The sequence below is a fragment of the Comamonas flocculans genome (genome assembly GCF_007954405.1).
In the GTDB taxonomy this organism is placed as follows: Bacteria; Pseudomonadota; Gammaproteobacteria; order Burkholderiales; family Burkholderiaceae_C; genus Comamonas_C; species Comamonas_C flocculans.
In genome coordinates, this window is the sequence record NZ_CP042344.1 from 502,739 (window position 1) to 525,104 (window position 22,366).

Consider the following 22,366-nt stretch of genomic DNA (forward strand, 5'->3'; position numbering starts at 1 on the left):
TGTCCAGCATGCGCCTTCAGCTATCAAAAGCAAGAATCTGCGCGTTGCGGCGCACGGGCCGGTTGCGGAGGGTCTGGGTGCTTCTGGTCGCCCTGTGCAGCGGCCCGCCGGCGCTGGGCGCGCCGTTCGCCACGACCTACACCGGGGTCATCTCGCACTCGGACATCCCGGCCGACGCCCCCGACGGGGCCGTCTTCACCCTGACGCTGGTACTGGACAACGGCGGCGCGAGCGCCTACGCACAGACCTGGGCCCCGGGCCAGGTACGCTGCGGCTTCTGGCGCTGGCACGCGGACGCCACGCGCGGCGTGGCGGTGGCGCTGGACATGGCGGGCGGCATCGCGCATGGCACGGGCAGCGCGAGCACCGACGCGGCGGGGGCGCTGACAGCCATCTTCTCGTCGCTCGACACCGGTGGCCCGCTGGCCTGGGCAGACTTCGACACCAGCGGCCTTGCGCCGGGCTCGGCCATAGGCTGGGCAGCGGACGGCATGGCGCAGGTCCTGGGCATCATGACCGGGGGCGGCGCAGGCAGCTTCGATGACGGGTCGGGCACGCCCGCAGGGGGCATACAGATGCTGCCCGGACGCTGGAGCGCACCGCTTCCCTTCGCCGGTACGTGCGATGCAAGCGCCGTGCCTCCCGCGCCGCCCGTCCCGCCTTCGCCCCGCGCGGTGCCCGCGCTCTCGCTCTGGGCGGCGCTGCTGCTCTCTGGCCTGCTGGCATGGCTGGCACGCCGCTTCACGCGCCAACGCCCATGAAAAAGGGCCGCACGCGGCGGCCCCGATTGCGGCGCAGGCCCGGGTCTACTTGCCGTCGGTGCCCGGCACCTTGCCTTCCACGCCCTTGACGAAGTAGTTGATGGCGCGCAGGAAGTCGTCGTCGGCCACCTTGCCTTCGGCCAGCACTTCCTTGCCGGTGTTGTCCGCCAGCGGCCCCTTCCAGATGTGGTAGCTGCCGTCCTTCAGGCCGGCCTTCAGTTCGTCCACCTTGGCCTTGGCCTCGGCCGGCACGTCCTCGGCGATGGAAACGAGATCGATCGCGCCTTCCTTCACGCCCCACCACTGGTTGGGGCCGGTCTTCCAGCTGCCGTCCAGTGCCTCGCCGACGGCCTTCTTGTAGTAGGGCTCCCAGTTGATGATGGCCGAGGCCAGGTGGGCCTTGGGGCCATAGGCGGTCATGTCCGAATCCCAGCCGAAGGCGCGCTTGCCCATGGACTCGGCCGTCTTGAGCACGGCGGGCGAGTCGGTGTTCTGGAAAAGCACGTCAGCGCCGCCGTTGATCAGCGAGGTGGCGGCCTCGGTTTCCTTGGGCGGGTTGTGCCACTCGTTGATCCAGACCACCATGGTCTTGATGTCGGGGTTGCTCACCTGCGCGCCCAGCGTGAAGCTGTTGATGTTGCGCACCACCTCGGGGATGGGCACCGTGCCCACCACGCCCAGCACATTGGCCTTGGTCATGGCGCCCGCCACCACGCCGGCGAGGAAGGCGCCTTCGTAGGTGCGGCTGTCGTAGGTACGCATGTTGGCCGAGCTCTTGTAGCCGGTGGCATGCTCGAACTTCACGTCCGGATTGTCTTCGGCCACCTTGGCCATGGGCTCCATGAAGCCGAAGCTGGTGCCGAAGATCAGCTTGTTGCCCTGAGCCACGAGGTCGCGCGCCACGCGCTCGGTGTCCGCGCCCTCGGGCACGTTCTCGACGAAGCTGGTGACCACCTTGCCCGGGAAGTCCTTCTCGACCGCCTTGCGCGCGTTGTCGTGCGCAAAGCTCCAGCCGCCGTCGCCCACGGGGCCGACGTAGATCCACGCAGCCTTGAGCGGCTCGGCCGGCGCCGGCGCAGGCGCTGCGGCGGCAGGCGCTTCGGCCGGCGCGGCGGCAGGGGCCGGCGCCGGCTCGTCCTTCTGCCCGCAGGCCACCATGGTGAGCGCCGCGGCGGACACCATGGCCAGGCGCAAGGCACTGCGTTTGTTCATGTTGATCATCAGACTGTCCTCCTGAAAATGAAAAGCAACCACTGGAAAATTCAAGACCCGGGATGAAACGGCTTGCCCAGCGAGGCCGGCATGTTGACACGAATCCAGGTCGGATTGCGTGAAATCAGCGCCAGCACAACGACCGTGGCCAGATAGGGCAGCGCCGTGAGCAGCTGGCTGGGGATGGGCGAGCCCTGGCTCTGCAGATAGAACTGCAGCATGGTCACGCCGCCGAACAGGTAGGCGCCCAGCAGCACGCGGGCCGGGCGCCAGGTGCCGAAGGTGGTCAGCGCCAGCGCGATCCAGCCCTTGCCCGCGACCATGCCCTCGACCCACAACGGCGTGTAGATGATCGACAGGAAGCCCCCCGCCAGGCCGCACAGCGCGCCGCCGGCCACCACCGCGATCATGCGGATGCGGCGCACCGGATAGCCCAGCGCATGCGCCGATTCGGGCGACTCGCCCACCGCGCGCAGCACCAGGCCGACGCGGGTGCGGTAGAGCATCCAGATGAGGAAGACGGTCAGCGCGATGCCGAAGTACACCAGCGGATGCTGGCGCATCAGCGCCGGGCCGATGACGGGCAGATCGCCCAGGCCCAGCCAGTTGAAGCGCGGGCGCGGCGGCATCTGCGCCTGCACGTAGTTGATGCCGACGAAGGCGGAAAAGCCCGCGCCGAACAGGGTGAGCGCCAGACCCGTGGCGTACTGGTTGGCATTGAGCCAGATCACCAGCCAGCCGAAGGCCGCCGCCAGCACCGCGCCGGCCGCCATGCCCGCCAGGAAACCCAGCGTGTCGCTGCCGGTATGCACCACGGTGGCAAAGCCGGCGATGGCCGCGCACAGCATCATGCCTTCGGCGCCCAGGTTCACGACGCCGGATTTTTCATTGATGAGCAGGCCCAGCGCCGCCAGCGCCAGCACCGTGCCCGCCGTCAGCGTCGAAGCGAAAAGCAGGGGATAGGCATCCATCACCGTGCCCCCTTGAGTGCGCCGGAGCGGCGCACGCGGTAGTTGACCAGGGTGTCGCAGGCCATGAGCGAGAACAGCAGCAGGCCCTGGAACACGTCGGTGAGCGATTTGGGCAGGCCCAGGCGCGACTGGGCGAGTTCGCCGCCGATGTAGAACATGCTCATCAATATGGCCGCCAGCACCATGCCCAGCGGATGCAGCCGTCCGACAAAGGCGACGATGATCGCGGCGAATCCGTAGCCCACGGGGATGTAGGGCGTGAGCTGGCCCACCGGACCGGCGACTTCCAGCGCGCCCGCCAGGCCCGCCGTGGCGCCCGAAAGCAGCAGCGCCGTCCACAGCGCCGCGCGCGAGGAAAACCCGGCGTAGCGTGCCGCCGCCGGCGCCACGCCGCCGACCTGCAACGCATAGCCCGCCCGGGTGCGAAACAGATACAGCCACAGCAGCGCCGCGCCCGCCAGCGCGATCAGGGCGCCAATGTTCACGCGCGAGCCCGTCATGAGCCTGGGGATGCGCGCCACCGCCTCGAAGGTGCGCGTCTGCGGAAAGTTGTAGCCCATGGGGTCCTTCCAGGGGCCGAACACCATGTAGTTGAGCACCTGGATGGCCACATAGACCAGCATCAGGCTGACCAGGATCTCGCCCGCGTTGAAGCGGTCGCGCAGCAGCGCGACGATGCCCGCCCAGAGCATGCCGCCCACCACCCCGGCCAGGAGCACCGCCACGACGATCCAGCGCCCCGTCTCCTTACCCGCGAGCAGCGCCACGCCGCCGGCGAAGATGGCACCGATCACGTACTGCCCTTCGGCGCCGATGTTCCAGATGTTGGAGCGAAAGCACACCGCCAGACCGAGCGCGATCAGCAGCAGCGGCGTGGCCTTCACGCCCAGCTCGCCGAGCGCGTAGCGCGACTTGATCGGCTCCCAGAAGAACACCATCAAGCCCTTGACCGGGTCCTTGCCGAGCAGCGAAAACAGCAGCACCCCGAGCAGCACCGTAATCGCCAGCGCCAGCAGCGGCGAGGCCCAGGCCCAGGTGCGCGAGGGCGTGGGGCGCAGTTCAAGCCGCAGCATCGGCCACCTCCTGCTGCGCCGGCGCGCCGTCGGAGCCGGGCCACAGGCCGCTCATCCACAGCCCGATCTGCTCGACGCTCGCGTCCCTGCGCGCCAGGCTGGGGGAGAGCTGGCCCTTGGCAATGACGTGTAGGCGGTCACAGATTTCGAACAATTCATCGAGCTCCTCGCTCACCACCAGCACCGCGCAGCCCGCGTCGCGCAGCGCCAGGATCTCGCCGCGAATCTGCGCCGAGGCGCCCACGTCCACGCCCCAGGTGGGCTGCGAGACGATGAGCAGCCTGGGACGCGCGTCGATCTCGCGCCCCATGATGTACTTCTGCAGGTTGCCGCCCGACAGCGACCGGGCCGCCGCGTGCGTGCCCGCGGCCTTGACCCGAAAGCGCTCGATGATGTCCGCCGCCTGGCGGCGCAGCGCCCGCATGCGCAGCCAGCCCAGGCGCCCGACGGCCTCCTTGCGCGTGAGCAGCAGGTTGTGCGCCAGGCTCATCTCGGGCACGGCGCCCCGGCCCAGGCGCTCTTCCGGCACGAAGTGCAGACCCAGCGCCCGGCGCGCCGAGGGAGACATCCGCCCCGCCGCCCGATTTGCTATCGAAACAGAAGCTGCTGGCGCTCGCCTGTCTTCGCCAGAGAGCGAGAAAAGCAGTTCACGCTGGCCATTGCCCGACACCCCGGCGATGCCCACCACCTCGCCCGCGCGCACCGTGAGCGAGATGCCTTGCAGGTCCACGCCGAACGGCGACTCGCGCGTCAGGCTGAGCTCGCTCACCGTCAGCACCGGCGCGCCCGGCTCGCGCGGCACGTGGGTGAGTGGCGGCGGCTCGGCGCCGATCATCAGGCGCGAGAGCGAAGCATTGGTCTCCTGGCGCGGGTCGCACACGCCCGTGACCTTGCCCGCGCGCATCACCGTGCAGGCGCTGCACAGCGCGCGGATCTCGTGCAGCTTGTGGCTGATGTAGAGGATGGAGCAGCCTTCATCGGACAGGCGCCTGAGCGTGACGAAGAGCTTTTCCACCGCCTGCGGCGTGAGCACCGAGGTGGGCTCGTCCAGGATCAGCAGGCGCGGGCCCGCGAGCAGCGCGCGGATGATCTCCACGCGCTGCATCTCGCCCACGCCCAGGGTGTGCACCGGACGCTCGGGGTCCACCTCCAGGCCGTAGGTGGCGGCGGTGGCGGCGATGCGCCGCGAGACTTCGGCCAGCGACAGCGTCTTGTCCAGCCCGAGCCAGACGTTCTCGGCCACCGACAAGGTCTCGAAGAGGCTGAAGTGCTGAAACACCATCGCGATGCCGAGCTGGCGCGCGGCCTGCGGGTTGCGCACCAGCGCCAGGCGCCCATCGACATGCATGTCGCCGGCGTCGGGCTTGACGGCGCCGTAGATGATCTTCATCAAGGTGCTCTTGCCCGCGCCGTTTTCGCCCAGCACCGCATGGATCTCTCCGGGCTGCACTTTCAGCGACACGCCATCGTTGGCGACCACGCCGGGGTAGCGCTTGGTGATCCCGCTGAGTTCCAGCCGCGCCGCGGCGGCCTCGGGTACGACAGGGACGTGCAAGGGCGGCATGCGATAAAGCCTCTCTTCTAGGGATGGACCCCGCGCCCGCAGGTGCGAAGCCGGAGCCGGGGCGTGTCATTTTCGGTCACTGCAGGGGCGCTGGCGCCATCATGCCAGCAAAGTGCATGCGATAGATGTACACCATAATTGCATACACAACGCGGGAACATCGGGGTTTCCATGGGCCTCGGTGCTCAAGCGGCGTCGGCCGGTGTTCCCGCCTGCGCCAGCTGCACGCGGTTGCGTCCCTGGCGCTTGGCGCCATAGCAGGCCATGTCGGCGCTGGCCAACACCTCGGTCACCGCGTCGCCCGGACGCAACAGCACCAGGCCCATGCTCAGGCTCAGCGAAAAGCTGCGGCCGTGGTAGGTGGGCTCCCACTGCGCCACGGCGGCGCGCAGCTTCTCGGCCAGCGCGCTGCCGCGCGCCAGGTCGGCGCCGGGCAGCACGACCGCGAACTCGTCACCGCCCAGGCGCGCCACCCAGCCCATCTGGCGCACCAGCGACTGCAGCATGCGCGCCAGGTAGCGCAGCACGTCGTCGCCTGCGTCGTGGCCGGCCAGCTCGTTGATCAGGGTGAAGTGGTCCAGGTCGGCATGCAGCAACACGCCCACCACCTCGGGGGTGGCCGCGCCCGCGGGCGCCGCGCCATGGGCCACCTGGTCGGACAGCAGCAGCGGCAGCTTGCGCGCCAGCGCCGCCTGGTTGGGCAGGAAGGTCAGCGGGTCGTGCCAGCGCGCCCAGTCGTGCTGCAGGCGCGCCTCACGCTCGGCCGAACCGTCTTCCAGCATCCAGATCACGCCGGCGCTCAGGTCGCCCAGGTGCACCGGCTCGCCCTGCACCTGGGCCCAGAAAGTGCTGCCGTCGCGCCGTGCCAGGGCCAGCTCGCCGTGAAAGCGCCCGTGCGTGGCGAAGTCCGCGCGCACCCGCTCTGCCACGCTCTGCCCGTCCGGGGCATCGCCGACGAGCTGCAGCAGATCACGCCCGACCAGCTGCGCGGGCGTGCTGCCCAGCAGGCGGCAGGCCTGGCCGCTGGCCAGTTCGATGCGCTGCGCATGCGTGAGCACGATGCCCAGCGGCACATGCTCGAGCACCGCCTCGAGCTGGCGCGCCAGCGCCAGCGCGCTGCGCTGCTGCTGGCGGCGCAGCTGCACCAGGCGGGCGAACACGCGCACCACGTCCTGCACCTCGCCGCGCGGGCGCGCCGCGTTCTGGCGCTCCCAGGGGACGCTCGCCGGGTGCTCGCCGGCAAGCACCGCGCGGGCGCGCTGGCGCAAGAGCGTGAGCGGGCGCATCAACCACCACAGCACCAGCAGCGCCGCCACGGCCACCAGCGCAATGCCGGCGGCCACCAGCCACCACAGCCGCTGCTCGGCGGCCATCAGCGGCTTGAGCAGCGAGGGCGCATGGTTGACACGCACCACCGTCCAGCCCGGCAGAGCGACCACCGCCCAGCCGACCACGGTGCCGTCACCCAGCACCACCCGCCCTGGCTGGGACAAAGCGGCGGCGCTGTCCTTGCCGGAGAACAGCGCCGCCAGCTCAGGCTCGTCGCGCACCAGGCCGAGCACCCGCGCCGGGTCGGGATGCGAGACGATCACGCCCTCGTGCGTGAACACCATGAAACGGGTGTTGTCGCGCTCGGGCAGGGCGAGCGAAGGCGGCAGCAGGTTCTGCGACTGCAGGCGCAGGCTGCCCGCCACCAGCGCCAGGGTGCGGCCGTCCTCGCCCAGCACCGGCAGCGCCAGCACCAGGCGGGCCTGCGCGGTGCGCGCGCCCAGCACGCCCGAGACCATGGGCTTGCCTTCCTGCCAGGCGCGGCGCAGCAGCGCCTGCTCGGCGTCCTCCATCTGCTCGAGCGCCGTCACGCCGCCCCCCTGCAGCCGCAGCCCGTCGGCCTCGGGCGCGCGCAGCACCGCCACCGATTCGAACAGCCGCCCGCCCGGGCGCGCCTGCAACAGCCAGGCGCGCAGGCGCGCACTGGAGCCCAGCACCTGCGGCGTGAGGCCGTCGGCGAGCGCCGAGAGCATCTTGAAATTGAGCTCCATCTTGCTCGAGAGCATGCGCGCGAGCATCTCCACCTCGCCGCCGTCCTGGTCGAGGATGCGCTGCAGCGCCTGCGGCTCGCTGCTGCGCGAGACCAGCCAGGCCGACAACCCCCCGGCCACCAGCGCCACCGCCACCAGCAGCACGGCCAGCGCCCGCACCAGCGGGCCCGGGCCCCAGAGGTGCGTGGACTCGCCCTGCGGCGGCGGCGCAAGCTCGGGCGACGGCGGCGTCATGGCAACTCCCGCAAGGGCTTGGCGTCAGGCATCGGGGCGCAAACGAAGGACATGGAAAAGTGGTGTGCCACCGGCACCACGCCGGCGGCGGCTGCGACGCCGCGCACGGCCCCCGGCGCGCATGCAGGGCCACGGCAGCGGCCCGGGCCAGCCACAAGCCACGGCCGGCCAGCAGGCCGCGCGGCGGGGCATGCAACGCGCGCAAGAAGCCGGTTCGGCCTTGCTCTTGGACTATAGACACGGGCCGGGGTACGCCGGCTCGGGTGCAACCCTGAAAGCCGCCAAGGAAAACCCTGATACCCCTGCGCACCATCGCACTGCGCACCCGGCCAGCCGGCGCGGCGGAGCGCTCGGGCGACAATCGGCGCGTCCCCTGACGCACCGGAACAGCCATGCCCCACTTCGTCGATACCTCCGCCCCCGGCTCCTGCATCTTCTGCCGCCTGATCGCCGGCGAGATCCCCAGCGCCAAGGTGTATGAGGACGAGCACAGCGTCGCCTTCATGGATCTGGGCCAGGTCAACCCCGGGCACGTGCTGGTGGCCACGCGCCAGCACGCCGCCACGCTCTGGGACACCACGCCCGAGCAGGCCGCCGCGGTGATGCACACCGTGCACCGCGTGGCTGCGGCGGTGCGCGCCGCCTTCCAGCCCGAAGGCCTCATGCTGCTGCAGGCCAACGGCGCCGTGGCCGGCCAGACGGTGGGGCACTTTCACATGCATGTGGTGCCGCGCCATGCGCACGACGGCATCGCCTACACCTGGCCACGCAAGGACCCGCCGCCCGATGTCCTCGCGGGCTACGCCGGGCAGCTCAGGGCCGCGCTCCAGGCCGCGGCGCCCGCTGCGCGCCTGTAAGCACCGACATCGCACCATGTCCGCACTGCCCGCCCTGGCCCTGAGCGGCCCCACGGCCAGCGGCAAGACGGCCGCCGCCCTGGCGCTGGTGCGCGCGCTGGCCGAGCGCGGAGTGCCGGTGGAGATCGTCAGCGTCGATTCGGCCCTGGTGTACCGCGGCATGGACATAGGCACGGCCAAGCCCACGGCCGAAGAGCGGGCGCAGGCGCCCCACCACCTGATCGACATCCGCGACCCGGCTCAGAGCTACAGCGCCGCCGACTTCGCGCGCGACGCGCGCCGGCTGATCGCCGCCATCCAGGCGCGCGGCGCGCTGCCCCTGCTGGTGGGTGGCACGCTGCTGTACTTCAAGGCCCTGATGCAGGGCATGGCCGAGCTGCCACCCGCCAATGCCGCGGTGCGCGCCGAACTGGATGCGCGCGCGGCCCGCATCGGCTGGCCCGCGATGCACGCGCAATTGGCGCAGGTGGACCCGCCCACCGCCGCGCGCCTGGCGCCCGCGGACGGCCAGCGCATCCAGCGCGCGCTGGAGGTCTGGCAGCTGGCGGGACGCCCGCTGTCCGAGCTTTTAGCTACTCAAAGCATAGCCTGTAGCGATTGCCCCATCAGCGAAAACGCCATTTTTTCTCTCGAACCTGCCGACCGCGCCTGGCTGCACCAGCGCATAGGCCTGCGCTTTGCGGCCATGCTGCAGCAAGGCCTGCTGGACGAGGTGCGCGGCTTGCGCACGCGCGCCGAGCTGCATGCGCAGCTGCCCAGCATGCGCTGCGTGGGCTACCGCCAGTGCTGGCAAGCGCTGGATGGCGTCTTTCCCCTGGCCGAGCTGCCCGAACGCGGCGCGGCCGCCACGCGCCAGCTCGCGCGCCGCCAGCTCACCTGGCTGCGCGCCATGCCGGCACGCCAGGTCATTGCCGCCGACGCGCCCGATGCCAGCGCGCAGCTGGTGCAGGCCGCACTCGGGCGGCTGCCCGCATGAACACCACCCGGCCCCTGATCGCGGCCGAAAACCTGGCACGGCGCTACACCAGCCAGACCGTGTTCGAGCGGGTGAACCTGCAGGTGCAGCGCGGCGAGTTCGTCGCCATCGTCGGCGATTCGGGCGTGGGCAAGTCCACGCTGCTCAACTGCCTGGCCGCACTCGACACCTGGGACGAAGGCCGGGTGGTGTTCGATGGCAGCGATCTCGGGCCGCTGGACGACAGCGCCCGCGCGCTGTGGCGCCGCGCCCATGTGGGCTTCGTGTTTCAGGCCTTCCACGTGCTGCCGCACCTGAGCGTGGCGCAGAACGTGGCGCTGCCGCTGCTCTTGCTCAAGCGCCCGGACGCGGCGCGCGTGCGGCAGATGCTTGCCGCCGTCGGGTTGGAAGGCCTGGGCGAGCGCCTGCCGCAGCAGCTCAGCGGCGGACAACTGCAGCGCGTGGCGATCGCACGCGCGCTGGTGCACCGCCCGCCCCTGCTGCTGGCCGACGAACCGACGGGCAACCTGGACCCGGACACGGCCGCGCGCACCATGGACTTGCTCATTGCCCAGACGCGCGAGCACCAGGCGGCGCTGGTGCTTGTCACCCACTCGCGCGCGGCGGCCACGCGGGCCGACCGCGCGCTGCGCCTGACCACCGCCGGCATGCAGGTGCTTGCGCCGACCGCAGGCTGAAAAACGACAGGCCCTGCTGCCGGGGCAGCAGGGCCTGTGTCTGGCCTCGCCAAGGCGCAGCCGAAGGCGCGCGCAGGCGGCTGCGACTTATTCCACCGCCAGGCGCTGGGCCTTGCCTTCGAGCTTCTTGGGCAGGCTCAGGGTCAGCACGCCGTTGTCGTACTTGGCCTTGGCCTTGGTGGAATCGACTTCCATGGGCAGCTGGAAGCTGCGCGCCACCGAACCGAAGTAGCGTTCGCTGCGCAGCAGCTTCTCGCCGTCCTTCTTCTGGTCGTGCTGCTGCACTTCGGCGCGCAGCGTGACGACGGCGCCGTCGATGGACACCTGGATGTCCTCCTTGGGCACGCCCGGCAGCTCGGCCTGCACGCGGTAGCCGCCGTCGTCTTCCTTGACGTCGATGCGGATCTGCGAGGGTTGGGGCAGCGCGTCGCCGTGCAGCGGGCGCACGTAGAAACCGGGCGCGATGTCACGGAAAAAGTCGTCGAACAGGCTGCCACGGGTCATCAATGCATTCATGTCTTAGCTCCTTGAGGGTGAACCGGCCGCGCGTCTGGCGGCATGCACCCAAGATGCGCGCCCCCGGCCGCGTTTCAAGGGGCATGCGCAGCGGCGGACAATCGGCGGCCATGCGCGGCCTCTTCCTCACCTTTTCCTGGCAGGACCTGCGCCGCCACCCATGGCGGGCCCTCGCGGCGGTGCTGGCCATCATGCTCGGGGTGGCGCTGGCGCTGGCAGTGCAGCTGATCAATGCCAGCGCGTTCACCGAATTCGCCCAGGCCACGCGCGCCGCCAGCGGCCAGAGCGACCTGCAGGTGCGGGCGCGCCAGGGCCGGCTGCCCGAGGCGCTGTTCGGCACGCTGGTGCAAAGCCCCCTGGTGGCGCGCGCCAACCCGGTGCTGGAGGCGCGCGTGCAGGCCGGCGCCGGTGCCCGGCAGAGCACGCTGCGCCTGGTCGCGGCCGACACCCTGGCGCTGCCCGCCATGGCCCCGGCGCTCATGCCCCGGCCCTGGCCGGAGAGCGCGCGCACCAGCCTCTTTGCCCCCGCCACCGTGTTCCTGAACGCCAGCGCGCTGCAGGCCCTGGGCCTGGCGCACGCGCCCGCCACCGTGCAACTGCAGGCGGGGCTGCAGCGCCTGCCGGTCGCGGTGGCCGGCAGCGTGGCCGCCGGCGGCGCCCCGCTGGCGGTGATGGACATCGGCGCGGCACAGGACCTGCTGGGCCAGGGCGGCTGGCTCAGCCGCGTGGACCTGCAGCTTGCACCCGGCGTGACGCAGGAGGCGCTGCTGCACTCGCTCGAGCTCGCACCGGGGCAGGCCGGCGCGCTGCTGCTGAGCGCGCCCCAGGCCGAGAGTCTGCAAATGGACCAGCTCTCGCGCGCCTACCGGGTCAATCTCACGGTGCTGGCGCTGATCGCGCTGTTCACCGGCGCCTATCTGGTGTTCTCGGTGCAGGCGCTGGCGGTGGCGCGGCGCCAGCCGCAGTTCGCGCTGCTGGCGGTGCTGGGCGCCACGCCGCGCCAGCGGCTGTGGCTGGTCTTGTGCGAAGCCACCGCACTGGGGCTGGCCGCCAGCCTGCTGGGCGTGCTGCTGGGTGCGCTGCTGGCCGCGCTGGCCTTGCGCCTGGCCGGCGGCGACCTGGGCGGCGGTTATTTTTCCGGCACCAGCCGCCTGCACTGGAGCAACGCCACCGCCCTCGCCTATGCGCTGCTGGGCCTGGCCGCCGCCTGGGCCGGCGCCTGGTGGCCGGCGCGCAGCGCGCAGCGCCTGCCGCCGGCGCAGACGCTCAAGGGCCTGGGCATGGCCCTGCCCGGTGCCAGCGTGCACCGGCTGGCGCTGCCGGGCCTGGCCATGCTGGCGGCCAGCGCATTGCTGGCGCAGGCACCGCCGCTGGCGGGCATGGCGCTGGGGGCCTACGCCTCGGTCGCGCTGCTGCTGGTGGGCGGCATCGCGCTGCTGCCCTGGCTCACGCAGTGGCTGCTGGGGGCCCTGGCGCCCTGGGCCGGCCGGCGCGCGCTGGCGCTGCTGGCGCTGGAGCGCGCCCGGCGCACGCGCGGCGCCACCGCCGCCACCGTCGGCGGCGTGGTGGCCGCGCTCAGCCTGGCGGTGGCGCTGACGGTGATGGTCACCAGCTTTCGCCAGTCGGTCACGCAGTGGCTCGACGCGATGCTGCCCGCGCCGGCCTATCTGCGTGCCGGCGGCGGGGCCCAGGGCGACGACGGCGCGGTGTTTTCCGCCGCGCTGGTCCAGGCCCTGGAGCACCTGCCGCAGCTGCAGCGGGTGCAGGCGCTGCGCACCAGCAGCGTGCGCCTATCGGCCAGCCTGCCGCCGCTGGCTGTCCTCGCGCGGCCGCTGGACGCGCAGCCAGAGCGCAAGCTGCCACTGGCCCAGCCCGCCGTGCCGGTGCCGGCCGGGCGCATCCCGCTGTACGTGAGCGAGGCGGTGGTGGACCTCTATGGTGTGCGCCCCGGCCAGGACTGGCCCGCGTTTTCAGAGGCTTTTCGGCCCCAAACGCAGTCCCATCAAGCGCAAGAAGCTCTGTTTTTCATAGCCGGCGTATGGCGCGACTACGTGCGCCAGACGGGTGCGGTCGTCATGCCGCGCGCGGACTTCGTCCGTCTGAGCGGTGACGAACGTGCCAGCGAGCTGGCGCTGTGGCCTGCGCCGGGCAGCGCCATCCCGGCCCTGCACGACGCCGTCATGGCCGAGGTGCGCGCGCACGGCGGCACGCCGCAGGCGCTGGAGTTCAGCCGCACGGACACCATCCGCGCCCACACCCTGCGGCTCTTTGACCGCAGCTTTGCCGTCACCTACTGGCTGCAGGCGGTGGCCGTGGGCATAGGCTTGTTCGGCGTGGCGGCCAGCCTGTCGGCGCAGGTGCTGGCGCGGCGCAAGGAGTTCGGACTGCTCACCCACCTGGGCCTGACGCGCTGGCAAATCCTCGCGGTGGTGACCGGCGAAGGCACGGCCTGGATGGCCGTGGGCGCGGCCGCAGGCACGGCGCTCGGGCTGCTGGCGGCGCTGGTGCTGGTGCGCGTGGTCAACCCGCAAAGCTTTCACTGGAGCATGGACATGGTCGTGCCCTGGGCGCGCCTGGCGCTGCTGGCGGCGGCGGTCGTCGCGGCCGGCGCGGCCACCGCCTGGCTGGCCGGACGGGCCGCGGCCGGCCGCGACGCGGTGCTGGCGGTCAAGGAAGACTGGTAGCGCCGCGTCACAATCCGGCCATGACATCCAAGACTTGCTTCACCTGCACCTGGCTGCACCAGGCCGTGGCCCGCATCGAGGCCGATTACCAGCGCAGCGCCGACACCCACCTCATCCCGATTCCGCTGCCCGGTTACGCCAGCGCGGGGATCGATCTGTACCTGAAGGACGAATCCACCCACCCCACGGGCAGTCTCAAGCACCGCCTGGCGCGCTCGCTCTTCCTGTACGCGCTGTGCAACGGCTGGGTGCACGAGGGTTCCACCATCGTCGAAGCATCCAGCGGCTCCACCGCGGTGAGCGAGGCCTACTTCGCCCGCCTGCTCGGCCTGCCCTTCGTCGCGGTGATGACGCGCAACACCTCGGCCGAGAAGGTGGCGCTGATCGAATTCCACGGCGGGCGCTGCCATTTCGTGGACACTGCCGCCCAGGTGTACGACGCTGCACGCGCCATCGCGCAGGAGACCGGCGGGCACTACATGGACCAGTTCACCTACGCCGAGCGCGCCACCGACTGGCGCGGCAACAACAACATCGCCGAAAGCATGTACCAGCAGATGCAGCACGAGCGCCACCCCATCCCCAGCTGGATCGTGGTGGGCGCGGGCACCGGCGGCACCAGCGCCACCATAGGCCGCTACACCCGCTACCAGCGCCACGCCACGCGCCTGTGCGTGGCCGACCCGGCCGGCTCGGTGTTTGCCGACTACTGGGCCAGGGGCGACGCCGCGCTCACCGCGCCCGGCTCGCGCATCGAAGGGATAGGGCGCCCGCGCGTGGAACCCAGCTTCGTGCGCTCGCTGGTGGACCGCATGGAGGTGGTGCAGGACGCGGATTCCATCGCCGGCATGCGCGCGCTCTCGCGCATCCTCGGGCGGCGCGTCGGGCCGTCGACCGGCACCAACTTCGCGGTGATGATGGCCATTGCCGGCGAGATGCGCCGCCGCGGCGAGCAGGGCTCCATCCTCTCGCTGCTGTGCGACGCGGGCGAGCGCTATCTGCACACCTACCACGATGACGCGTGGGTGAAGAACACCATGGGCGACTGTGCCGCGGCCGAGGCAGACTTGCAGGGGCTGCTGGCCTGATGCAGCGCCGCCAGCTGCTGCGTGGCCTGGGCGCGCTGGGCCTGCCTGGCCTCGATGCCACGGCCCGCGCCCTGCCCGTGCGCGCGCTGCAGTTTCCGCGCGACCACGGCAGCCACCCCGAGCTGCGCACCGAATGGTGGTACATCACCGGCCAGGCGCGCACCGCCGAAGGCTTGTGGGGCTTTCAGATCACCTTCTTTCGCTCGCGCGTGGATGCGGCGCAGACGCTGCATTCGCGCTTTGCCGCGCGCCAGCTGCTGTTTGCCCACGCCGCCGTCACCGACCTGCGCCGGGGCCGGCTGCTGCACGACCAGCGCGTGGCGCGCGCAGGCTGGGGCGTGGCCGAGGCCTCCGCCACCGATTGCGCCATCCAGCTGCAGGACTGGTCGCTCACGCGCACGCCGCATGCCGGCCCCGGCGGCAGCCGCTACGCCATCCGCGCGCGCGCCGACGGCTTCGCGCTCGAGATCGACGCCACCAGCACCCAGCCGCCGCTGCTGCAGGGCGACGCCGGCCTCTCGCGCAAGGGGCCCCAGCCGGATGAAGCCAGCTACTACGTGAGCCAGCCGCAGTTGCAGCTCAGCGGCGCGCTCACCGTCGCCGGTCGGCGCAGGCCGCTCATCGCGGGCGACCCCTGGGACAACCGCGCCTGGATGGACCACGAATGGAGCGAGACCCTGCTCGCTCCCGCTGCCGTCGGCTGGGACTGGATAGGCATGAACCTGCGCGACGGCGGCGCGCTCACCGCGTTTCAGCTGCGTCGCGCCGACGGCAGCGCGCTGTGGGCCGGCGGCTCGCTGCGCCCCTCGGGCGATGCGCCGGTGCGGGTCTTCACCAGCGAGGAGGTGCGCTTCACGGCGCAAGGCCATTGGCGCAGCGCCCTGAGCGGCGCCCGCTACCCGGTGCAATGGCAGGTGCAGACGCCCGCCGGCAGCTATGGCATCACGGCGCTGCTCGACGAGCAGGAGCTCGACAGCCGCGCTTCCACCGGCGCGATCTACTGGGAAGGCCTGAGTGCGCTGCGCGACGGCGCGCACCGGGAAGTGGGCCGCGGCTATCTTGAAATGACCGGCTACGCCCAGCCGCTGCAGCTGCGCTGAAGCGCGGGCTGCGCGCGCCTGAGGCGCCGCTCAGAGCGACTTCTTGAGCCAGTTGCCGATCTCGCCCACGATGCCGCGGCGAAACAGCAGCACGCAGATGACGAAGATGACCCCCTGCACCACCGTCACCCAGGCGCCCAGCTCGGCCAGGTAGTTCTGCATGGTGACGATCACCGCCGCGCCGACGACGGGCCCGAAGATCGTGCCCATGCCGCCCACCAGCGTCATCAACACCACCTCGCCCGACATGCCCCAGTGCACGTCGGTGAGCGAAGCCAGCTGGAACAGGATGGCCTTGGTCGCGCCCGCCAGGCCCGACAGCGTGGCCGACAGCACGTAGGCGCGGTGCTTGAACTTGTCGGCGTCGTAGCCCAGCGAGATCGCCCGCGCCTCGTTCTCGCGTATCGCCTGCAGCACCTGCCCGAAGGGCGAATGCACGATGCGGTAGATCAGCGCGAACCCGATCACGAAGATCAGCAGCACGAAGATGTACATCGCGCTCGGCTGCGACAGGTCGATCAGGCCGAAGAGCTTGCCGCGCGGCACCGCCTGGATGCCGTCCTCGCCGTGGGTGAACGGCGCCTGCAGGCTGAAGAAGAACACCATCTGAGCCAGCGCCAGCGTGATCATCGCGAAATAGATGCCCTGGCGGCGGATCGCCAGCAGGCCCGTCACCCAACCCAGAGCGGCGGTGCAGGCGGTGGCAAAGAGGACGGCCAGCTCCGGCGTGAAGCCCCAGACCTTGGCCGAATGCGCTGCGGCATAACCGGCGCCGCCGAGGAACATCGCATGACCGAAGGACAACAGGCCGCCAAAGCCCAGCAAGAGGTTGAAGGCGCACGCAAAGAGCGCAAAGCACATCACCTTCATCATGAAGACCGGATAGACGCCAAGGAAGGGCGCGGCGATCAGCACCACCATCATGAGGACGAACACCGTCAAATGGGTGCGCCGCGCGGCCTTTTCCAGCTCGGCCGCGGAAGCGTGTACCTGGGTACTCACTGCTGTGTTCATGGATTTACTTTTCTGCGCCAAACAGCCCTGCCGGTCGCAGCAGCAGCACGATGGTCATGATGACGAAGATCACGGTGGTGGAAGCTTCAGGGTAGAAGACCTTGGTCAGGCCTTCGACCAGCCCCAGACCGAAGCCGGTGACGATGGCGCCCATGATCGAGCCCATGCCGCCTATGACCACCACGGCAAACACGACGATGATGAGATCGGCCCCCATGAGCGGACCGACCTGGTAGATGGGCGCGGCCATGACGCCGGCCAGCGCCGCCAGACCCACGCCGAAGCCGAAGGTGAGCGTGATCATGCGCGGCACGTTGATGCCGAAGGCCTGCACCAGCTGCGGGTTCTCGGTCGCGGCGCGCAGATAGCCGCCCAGGCGCGTGTGCTCGATCACGTACCAGGTCAGCAGGCAGACGATGAGCGACGCGACGATGACCCAGGCGCGGTAGTTGGGCAGGAACATGAAGCCCAGGTTCTGCCCGCCCGACAGCTGCGCGGGTATCGCGTAGGGCAGGCCGCTGGAGCCAAATTCATTGCGGAACAGCCCCTGGATGATCAGCGCCAGCCCGAAGGTGAGCAAGAGGCCGTAGAGGTGGTCGAGCTGGTACAGGCGCTTGAGCATGGTGCGCTCGAGCACCACGCCCACGGCCCCGACGATGATCGGGGACAGCAGCAGGGCCCACCAGTAATTGAGGCCCAGCTTGTTGAGCAGCAGATAGGCCCCGAACGCGCCCATCATGTAGAACGCGCCGTGGGCGAAGTTGATGATGTTGAGCAGGCCGAATATCACGGCCAGCCCGAGCGAGAGCAGGGCGTAGAAGGAGCCATTGATCAGCCCGATGAGCAGTTGCCCCATCAAGGCCTGCACGGGAATGCCGAATATGTCCATTGGGTAACGCCCCGCTTCTCTTCGATGTCCGCCGTTGTTACTTCACCAGCGGGCAATTGCCGTCCTTGAGCGGACGGAATGCCTGGTCTGCCGGGATGGTCTGCACCAGCTTGTAGTAGTCCCAGGGCGCCTTGGACTCGGCCGGCGTCTTCACCTCGAACAGGTAGGCGGGGTGGATCTTGCGACCGTCCTCACGCACCACGCCCTTGCCGAACAGCGGGTCGTCCGTGGGCAGCTTCTTCATCTCGGCCACCACCTTGGCGCCGTCGGCATCCTCCTGCAGCGCGTCCACCGCCTTCAGATAGTGCAGCATGCCGGCGTACACGCCTGCCTGGGCCGAGGTGGGCATCTTGCCGCCATGGCGCTCGCCAAAGCGCTTGGACCATGCGCGCGCGCCGTCGTCCTGGTTCCAGTAGAAGGTCTCGGTCAGCTGCAGGCCCTGGGCGGTCTGCAGGCCCAGGCCGTGCACGTCGCTGATGAACACCAGCAGACCGGCCATCTTCTGGCCGCCCTTGACGATGCCGAACTCGGCCGCCTGCTTGATCGAGTTGATGGTGTCGTTGCCGGCGTTGGCCAGGCCGACGATCTTGGCCTTGGAGCCCTGGGCCTGCAGCAGGAAGGACGAGAAGTCCGTCGTGCCCAGCGGCACCTTGACGCTGCCCAGCACCTTGCCGCCGTTGGCCTTGACGACCTCGGAGGTGTCCTTCTCGAGCGCGTGGCCGAAGGCGTAGTCGGCGGTCAGGAAGAACCAGCTGTCACCACCGCTCTTGACCACGGCCGAACCCGTGCCGTGGGCCAGCATCCAGGTGTCATAGGTCCAGTGCACGGTGTTGGCGTTGCAGGACTTGCCGGTCATGTCCGAGGAGCCGCCGGTGGAGTCGACGAGCACCTTGTTCTTTTCCTTGACCACCTCGGCGACGGCGAACATCACCGAGGAGGTCGGCACGTCCAGGATCATGTCCACGCCTTCGGAGTCGATCCACTTGCGCGTGATGCTGGAGCCGACGTCCGGCTTGTTCTGGTGGTCGCCCGAGACGATCTCGATCTTGAGCTTGGAGCCGGTCTGCTTGACGTAGTCCTCGGCCGCCATCTTGGCCGCAACGACCGAGCCCGGGCCGGAGAGATCCGCATAGGGACCGGACATGTCCGAGAGCACCCCGATCTTCACCACGCCACCGCTCACCTCGGCGTGCGCCAGGCCGCCGGCAGCCAGGCCGATGCCGGCAATCAGGGAACACAGCAATTTGCGTTTCATCAGATATCTCCTCGTAGGTGATGCAGGGTTGGGAAATCAGACACTCAGGTACTGGTGCAGGGTCTGCATGTTGCCCTGCAGCTCCGCGGCACTGAGTTCGCGCAGGATCTGGCCACGCTCCATGATGTAGAAGCGGTCGGCCAGCGGCGCGGCGAAGTGGAAATTCTGCTCGACCATGAGCACGGTGAAGCCCCGGGTGCGCAGCTCGCGGATCATGCGCGCCAGCGCCTGCACGATGACGGGCGCCAGACCTTCGGAAATTTCGTCGAGCAGCAGTATCTTGGCGCCGGTGCGCAGGATGCGCGCCACCGCCAGCATCTGCTGCTCACCGCCCGACAGGCGCCCGCCCGGGCTGGCGCGGCGCGCCTGCAGGTTGGGAAACATGGCGTAGATCTCGTCCACGCCCATGCCGCCTTCGGCCACCTTGGGCGGCAGCAGCAGGTTCTCTTCGCAGCTCAGCGAGGTGAGGATGCCGCGCTCTTCCGGGCAATAGCCCACGCCCAGGCGCGCAATCTGGTGCGGCGCCATGCTCACCGTGTCCACGCCGTTGATCTCGATGCTGCCGGTGCGCCTGCCCACCAGGCCCATGAGCGCGCGCAGGCTGGTCGTGCGGCCCGCGCCGTTGCGCCCCAGCAGGCTTACCACCTCGCCGCCTTGCACGTGGAAGTTGACGCCATGCAGGATGTGGGACTCTCCGTACCAGGCCTGCACGTCCTTGAAGCGGATGGCCGTCGTTTGGGATGCGTTCATCGTCTGCCTGCCTTCATTCACCGATGCCGGCGAGCGCCTCGTCGCTGCTGCCCATGTAGGCCTCGAGCACCTGGGGATTGCGCGATACCTCCGAATACGGGCCCTCGGCGATCACCTGGCCGAACTGCAGCACGGTGATCGTGTCGGCAATGCGCCCGACCACGCCCATGTTGTGTTCCACCATCAGCACCGTGCGGTTGGCGGCCACCTTCTTGATCAGCTCGGTGATCATCTCCACGTCCTCGTGCCCCATGCCCTGCGTGGGCTCGTCGAGCAGCAGCAGTTTGGGGTCGACCGCGAGCGTCGTGGCGATCTCCAGCGCCCGCTTGCGGCCATAGGGCAGCTCCATGGCCTTGAGATGGGCGAACTCCGCCAGGCCGACGTGCTCCAGCAACTCCATGCACCGGCCATTGAGCTGGTCCAGGGTGCGCGACGAGCGCCAGAAGTTGTAGCTCGTGCCCAGGGTCGGCTGCAGGCCGACGCGCACGTTTTCCAGCACCGTCATGTAGGGGAAGGTGGACGAGATCTGGAACGAGCGCACCATGCCGCGGCGCGCCACCTGGGCCGGCTTCTCGCTGGTGATGTCCACGCCCTCGAACAGGATCTTGCCGCGCGTGGGTTCGAGAAACTTGGTGAGCAGGTTGAAGCAGGTCGTCTTGCCTGCGCCGTTGGGGCCGATGAGCGCATGGATCGCGCCCTTTCTGACCGAAAGCTTGACGTCACTGACCGCAGTGAAGCCCTTGAACTCCTTGGTCAGGTGCGAGGTTTCGAGTATGTATTCACCCATTGCCGGACAGCGCATGCCGCCAAACCAGTGCGGAACCGCCGTGTGCCTCCCTTGTCTTGCCGCGTCGCATCGTAAACCCTGTTGAATGGCGTTCACCTCGGGATAAACGCCTATGGTTCTGAAAAACAGAAGGGTTAACCCTTGTCATCGCCCCTTCCTGCAGTCCGCAAGGCCTCCGCGGAAGGTCGCCGGCCGCCCGCGTGCAAGCGCCCTGGCCCCAGGTTGAGACGCACGAAGCATGCCAGGCCCCGCGTGTGGGACCCGTCAAGTAGCCCGGACAGTTTGTCTGAAATACCAGCATTTTTTGTCTTTATTTCAGGCAGGCGTCGTGTTTTCCGACATTGTGCCGAGCCGGTCGTAGAGGGTGGCGCGTGAAATCCCCAGTTGGCGCGCTGCCAGCGCCTTGTTGCCGCGGCAGGCCTGCAGCGCCGCGGCGATCGCGCGGCATTCGAGCTCCTGCACCTGCTCGGCCAGTGGCCGCAGCAGCATCTCGGCGTTCCGGGGCGCGGGCATGGCGGGGGCCGGTGCGGCGGTGGGCGGGACGCTCGGCTCCTGGCCGGATTCACGCAGCACCGCTTCGAGCTGCCCCGCATCGATGGCCAGCGAATCGCTCCTCAGCACCGCCTGCTCGAGCACGTTGCGCAGTTCGCGGATGTTGCCGCGCCAGGCCTGCGCGCGCAGCAAGGCCATGGCCTCGGGCAGCAATTCCGGCTGCACCGCGCCGCTGCGCTGGGCCAGGTCTTCGCCCAGCACCTCCACCAGGGCGGGAATGTCCTCGCGCCGCTCGCGCAGCGGCGGCACGCGGATCGGCAGCACGTTGAGCCGGTAATAGAGATCCTCGCGAAACTTTCCCTCACGCACCAGCGCCGGCAGGTCGCGGCTGGTGGCGGCGACGATGCGCACGTCCACCGCCACCAGCTGGTTGCTGCCCAGCGGCTCGATTTCCGCCTCCTGCAGCACGCGCAGCAGCTTGGACTGCAGGGCCAGCGGCATGTCGCCGATCTCGTCGAGGAACAGCGTGCCGCCGTCGGCCAGCTTGAACTTGCCCTCGCGCCCGCGCCGGTCCGCGCCGGTGAACGAGCCCGCGACATAGCCGAAGAATTCCGCTTCGAGCAGGGTATCGGGCACGGCCGCGATGTTCACGCTCACGAAGGGCCGGGCAGCGCGCGCCGAGGCGGCGTGGATGCCGTGGGCCAGCAGCTCTTTGCCCGTGCCGGTTTCTCCGAGCAGCAGCACCGGGCTGCTGGAGACCGCCGCCCTGCGGGCGCGGCGCTTGACCTCGACCGCCGCGCTGCTCGCGCCGATGAAGCCCGCCAGGGTGTACTTGGCGCGCCGCCCGCCCACTGCCTGCGCGCTGCGCTGGGCCGCGAGCTCGCGCCGCGCATCTTCCAGGTCCTGCTGCAGCCGCGCGAACTTGGCGATCAGCGGCTGCAAGGTCGTCTCCGGCTGGTCGAACAGCACCATGCCGATGGCGCCTATCACCGCCCCGCCCTCGCCCAGCAGCGGCAGGCGGCTGACGACGAAGGTGCCCGCGCGGTTGGTCAGCAGATCGATCAGCACCGGTTTGCCGGTTTCCAGCACGCGGCGCATCTGGGTGTTGGGTATCACCTCCTCGACCAGGTGACCGAGAAAATCGTCGATCGAGTTCAGCCCCAGCGCCGGCAGAAAGCGCCGATACCCCTCGTTGACCCAGACGATGCGCGCATGCACGTCGATGATGAACATGCCCTGGCTCAGGCTGGAGAGCAACTGGAACATCGAGCGCACCGCAAGGTCAAGAATGCCTTGCGGCTCCAGGGGCAGTTGCGCGGTGTGCGTCACGTCGGCAGGCATGGCGCGATGGTAGCGGCTCGCGCAGCTGCGCCGGCCTGCATGCGGGCGGGTGCGCACTGGCCGGCGGGGACTTACGCGGGGCCGGT

19 protein-coding genes are annotated in these 22,366 nt (G+C 69.9%); 7 read left to right on the top strand and 12 right to left on the bottom strand.

What is annotated here, in order from left to right; genetic code table 11:
• The first annotated feature begins 77 nt into the window (after positions 1-77).
• On the top strand, positions 78-761 hold the full coding sequence (locus FOZ74_RS02585) for a phage tail tape measure protein (RefSeq protein ID WP_146911604.1): 684 nt from the start codon (positions 78-80) through the stop codon (positions 759-761).
• A gap of 45 nt (positions 762-806) precedes the next feature.
• On the opposite strand, the gene FOZ74_RS02590 is transcribed toward FOZ74_RS02585, so the two are convergent.
• From FOZ74_RS02590 to FOZ74_RS02610, 5 genes are all read right to left on the bottom strand, one after another.
• Positions 807-1,982: a BMP family ABC transporter substrate-binding protein gene (locus FOZ74_RS02590; RefSeq protein ID WP_146911605.1), complete on the bottom strand. Its 1,176-nt coding sequence runs from the start codon at positions 1,980-1,982 to the stop codon at positions 807-809.
• A 41-nt stretch (positions 1,983-2,023) separates the two neighbouring features.
• Entirely contained in the window at positions 2,024-2,944 is a 921-nt protein-coding gene (locus FOZ74_RS02595) for an ABC transporter permease (RefSeq protein ID WP_146911606.1), read from the bottom strand.
• The gene (locus FOZ74_RS02600) at positions 2,944-4,017 is read right to left on the bottom strand and encodes an ABC transporter permease (RefSeq protein WP_146911607.1); all 1,074 of its coding nucleotides are present in this window, start codon (positions 4,015-4,017) and stop codon (positions 2,944-2,946) included. Before FOZ74_RS02600 ends, FOZ74_RS02595 begins: the two co-directional genes overlap by 1 nt.
• A complete protein-coding gene (locus FOZ74_RS02605) occupies positions 4,004-5,581 on the bottom strand; it encodes an ABC transporter ATP-binding protein (RefSeq protein ID WP_146911608.1) in 1,578 nt (525 codons plus the stop codon). Before FOZ74_RS02605 ends, FOZ74_RS02600 begins: the two co-directional genes overlap by 14 nt.
• Positions 5,582-5,766: 185 nt before the next feature.
• Positions 5,767-7,854: a sensor domain-containing diguanylate cyclase gene (locus tag FOZ74_RS02610; protein ID WP_146911609.1), complete on the bottom strand. Its 2,088-nt coding sequence runs from the start codon at positions 7,852-7,854 to the stop codon at positions 5,767-5,769.
• Positions 7,855-8,246: 392 nt separating this feature from the next.
• On the opposite strand from FOZ74_RS02610, the gene FOZ74_RS02615 reads away from it, so the two are divergent.
• The 3 genes from FOZ74_RS02615 to FOZ74_RS02625 are packed head-to-tail and all read left to right on the top strand — an operon-like array spanning position 8,247 to position 10,364.
• A complete protein-coding gene (locus FOZ74_RS02615) occupies positions 8,247-8,711 on the top strand; it encodes an HIT family protein (RefSeq protein ID WP_146911610.1) in 465 nt (154 codons plus the stop codon).
• 16 nt (positions 8,712-8,727) lie between these two features.
• Positions 8,728-9,687: a tRNA (adenosine(37)-N6)-dimethylallyltransferase MiaA gene (gene miaA / locus FOZ74_RS02620; protein WP_146911611.1), complete on the top strand. Its 960-nt coding sequence runs from the start codon at positions 8,728-8,730 to the stop codon at positions 9,685-9,687.
• Positions 9,684-10,364, top strand: coding sequence for an ABC transporter ATP-binding protein (locus FOZ74_RS02625; RefSeq protein ID WP_146911612.1), 681 nt, complete (start codon positions 9,684-9,686; stop codon positions 10,362-10,364). Before miaA ends, FOZ74_RS02625 begins: the two co-directional genes overlap by 4 nt.
• An 87-nt stretch (positions 10,365-10,451) precedes the next feature.
• On the opposite strand, the gene FOZ74_RS02630 is transcribed toward FOZ74_RS02625, so the two are convergent.
• Positions 10,452-10,880, bottom strand: a complete 429-nt coding sequence (locus FOZ74_RS02630) for an Hsp20/alpha crystallin family protein (RefSeq protein ID WP_146911613.1) — start codon at positions 10,878-10,880, stop codon at positions 10,452-10,454.
• A gap of 110 nt (positions 10,881-10,990) precedes the next feature.
• Here FOZ74_RS02630 and FOZ74_RS02635 point away from each other — a divergent pair, with 110 nt between their 5' ends.
• From FOZ74_RS02635 to FOZ74_RS02645, 3 genes are read left to right on the top strand one after another with little or no spacing between them, the layout of a single operon-like run.
• Positions 10,991-13,564, top strand: coding sequence for an FtsX-like permease family protein (locus FOZ74_RS02635; protein ID WP_146911614.1), 2,574 nt, complete (start codon positions 10,991-10,993; stop codon positions 13,562-13,564).
• Positions 13,565-13,584: 20 nt separating this feature from the next.
• Positions 13,585-14,652: a PLP-dependent cysteine synthase family protein gene (locus FOZ74_RS02640; protein WP_146911615.1), complete on the top strand. Its 1,068-nt coding sequence runs from the start codon at positions 13,585-13,587 to the stop codon at positions 14,650-14,652.
• On the top strand, positions 14,652-15,752 hold the full coding sequence (locus FOZ74_RS02645) for a lipocalin-like domain-containing protein (RefSeq protein ID WP_146911616.1): 1,101 nt from the start codon (positions 14,652-14,654) through the stop codon (positions 15,750-15,752). Before FOZ74_RS02640 ends, FOZ74_RS02645 begins: the two co-directional genes overlap by 1 nt.
• A 30-nt stretch (positions 15,753-15,782) precedes the next feature.
• On the opposite strand, the gene FOZ74_RS02650 is transcribed toward FOZ74_RS02645, so the two are convergent.
• The 6 genes from FOZ74_RS02650 to FOZ74_RS02675 form a co-directional block, all read right to left on the bottom strand.
• Positions 15,783-16,676, bottom strand: a complete 894-nt coding sequence (locus FOZ74_RS02650) for a branched-chain amino acid ABC transporter permease (RefSeq protein WP_255437829.1) — start codon at positions 16,674-16,676, stop codon at positions 15,783-15,785.
• Positions 16,677-16,770: 94 nt separating this feature from the next.
• Positions 16,771-17,655 (bottom strand): branched-chain amino acid ABC transporter permease, encoded by an 885-nt coding sequence (locus FOZ74_RS02655; RefSeq protein ID WP_146911618.1) that lies wholly within the window; start codon positions 17,653-17,655, stop codon positions 16,771-16,773.
• Positions 17,656-17,692: 37 nt separating this feature from the next.
• Entirely contained in the window at positions 17,693-18,910 is a 1,218-nt protein-coding gene (locus tag FOZ74_RS02660; protein WP_146911619.1) for an ABC transporter substrate-binding protein, read from the bottom strand.
• Between the two features lie 36 nt (positions 18,911-18,946).
• Positions 18,947-19,660: an ABC transporter ATP-binding protein gene (locus FOZ74_RS02665; protein ID WP_146911620.1), complete on the bottom strand. Its 714-nt coding sequence runs from the start codon at positions 19,658-19,660 to the stop codon at positions 18,947-18,949.
• Between the two features lie 13 nt (positions 19,661-19,673).
• Positions 19,674-20,447 (bottom strand): ABC transporter ATP-binding protein, encoded by a 774-nt coding sequence (locus FOZ74_RS02670; protein WP_146911621.1) that lies wholly within the window; start codon positions 20,445-20,447, stop codon positions 19,674-19,676.
• A 315-nt stretch (positions 20,448-20,762) separates the two neighbouring features.
• Positions 20,763-22,280: a sigma-54 interaction domain-containing protein gene (locus FOZ74_RS02675; protein ID WP_146911622.1), complete on the bottom strand. Its 1,518-nt coding sequence runs from the start codon at positions 22,278-22,280 to the stop codon at positions 20,763-20,765.
• Between the last annotated feature and the right edge of the window lie 86 nt (positions 22,281-22,366).

Bases quoted from the DNA above. Each gene is read 5' to 3' on its own strand.
- FOZ74_RS02610 (WP_146911609.1), bottom strand. From the start codon at position 7,854: ATGACGCCGCCGTCGCCCGAGCTTGCGCCGCCGCCGCAGGGCGAGTCC.
- FOZ74_RS02660 (WP_146911619.1), bottom strand. From the start codon at position 18,910: ATGAAACGCAAATTGCTGTGTTCCCTGATTGCCGGCATCGGCCTGGCT.
- FOZ74_RS02665 (WP_146911620.1), bottom strand. From the start codon at position 19,660: ATGAACGCATCCCAAACGACGGCCATCCGCTTCAAGGACGTGCAGGCC.
- FOZ74_RS02630 (WP_146911613.1), bottom strand. From the start codon at position 10,880: ATGAATGCATTGATGACCCGTGGCAGCCTGTTCGACGACTTTTTCCGT.
- FOZ74_RS02635 (WP_146911614.1), top strand. From the start codon at position 10,991: ATGCGCGGCCTCTTCCTCACCTTTTCCTGGCAGGACCTGCGCCGCCAC.
- FOZ74_RS02615 (WP_146911610.1), top strand. From the start codon at position 8,247: ATGCCCCACTTCGTCGATACCTCCGCCCCCGGCTCCTGCATCTTCTGC.
- FOZ74_RS02650 (WP_255437829.1), bottom strand. From the start codon at position 16,676: ATGATGGTGGTGCTGATCGCCGCGCCCTTCCTTGGCGTCTATCCGGTC.
- FOZ74_RS02670 (WP_146911621.1), bottom strand. From the start codon at position 20,447: ATGGGTGAATACATACTCGAAACCTCGCACCTGACCAAGGAGTTCAAG.
- miaA (WP_146911611.1), top strand. From the start codon at position 8,728: ATGTCCGCACTGCCCGCCCTGGCCCTGAGCGGCCCCACGGCCAGCGGC.
- FOZ74_RS02640 (WP_146911615.1), top strand. From the start codon at position 13,585: ATGACATCCAAGACTTGCTTCACCTGCACCTGGCTGCACCAGGCCGTG.
- FOZ74_RS02590 (WP_146911605.1), bottom strand. From the start codon at position 1,982: ATGATCAACATGAACAAACGCAGTGCCTTGCGCCTGGCCATGGTGTCC.
- FOZ74_RS02675 (WP_146911622.1), bottom strand. From the start codon at position 22,280: ATGCCTGCCGACGTGACGCACACCGCGCAACTGCCCCTGGAGCCGCAA.
- FOZ74_RS02595 (WP_146911606.1), bottom strand. From the start codon at position 2,944: ATGGATGCCTATCCCCTGCTTTTCGCTTCGACGCTGACGGCGGGCACG.
- FOZ74_RS02605 (WP_146911608.1), bottom strand. From the start codon at position 5,581: ATGCCGCCCTTGCACGTCCCTGTCGTACCCGAGGCCGCCGCGGCGCGG.
- FOZ74_RS02600 (WP_146911607.1), bottom strand. From the start codon at position 4,017: ATGCTGCGGCTTGAACTGCGCCCCACGCCCTCGCGCACCTGGGCCTGG.
- FOZ74_RS02625 (WP_146911612.1), top strand. From the start codon at position 9,684: ATGAACACCACCCGGCCCCTGATCGCGGCCGAAAACCTGGCACGGCGC.
- FOZ74_RS02655 (WP_146911618.1), bottom strand. From the start codon at position 17,655: ATGGACATATTCGGCATTCCCGTGCAGGCCTTGATGGGGCAACTGCTC.
- FOZ74_RS02645 (WP_146911616.1), top strand. From the start codon at position 14,652: ATGCAGCGCCGCCAGCTGCTGCGTGGCCTGGGCGCGCTGGGCCTGCCT.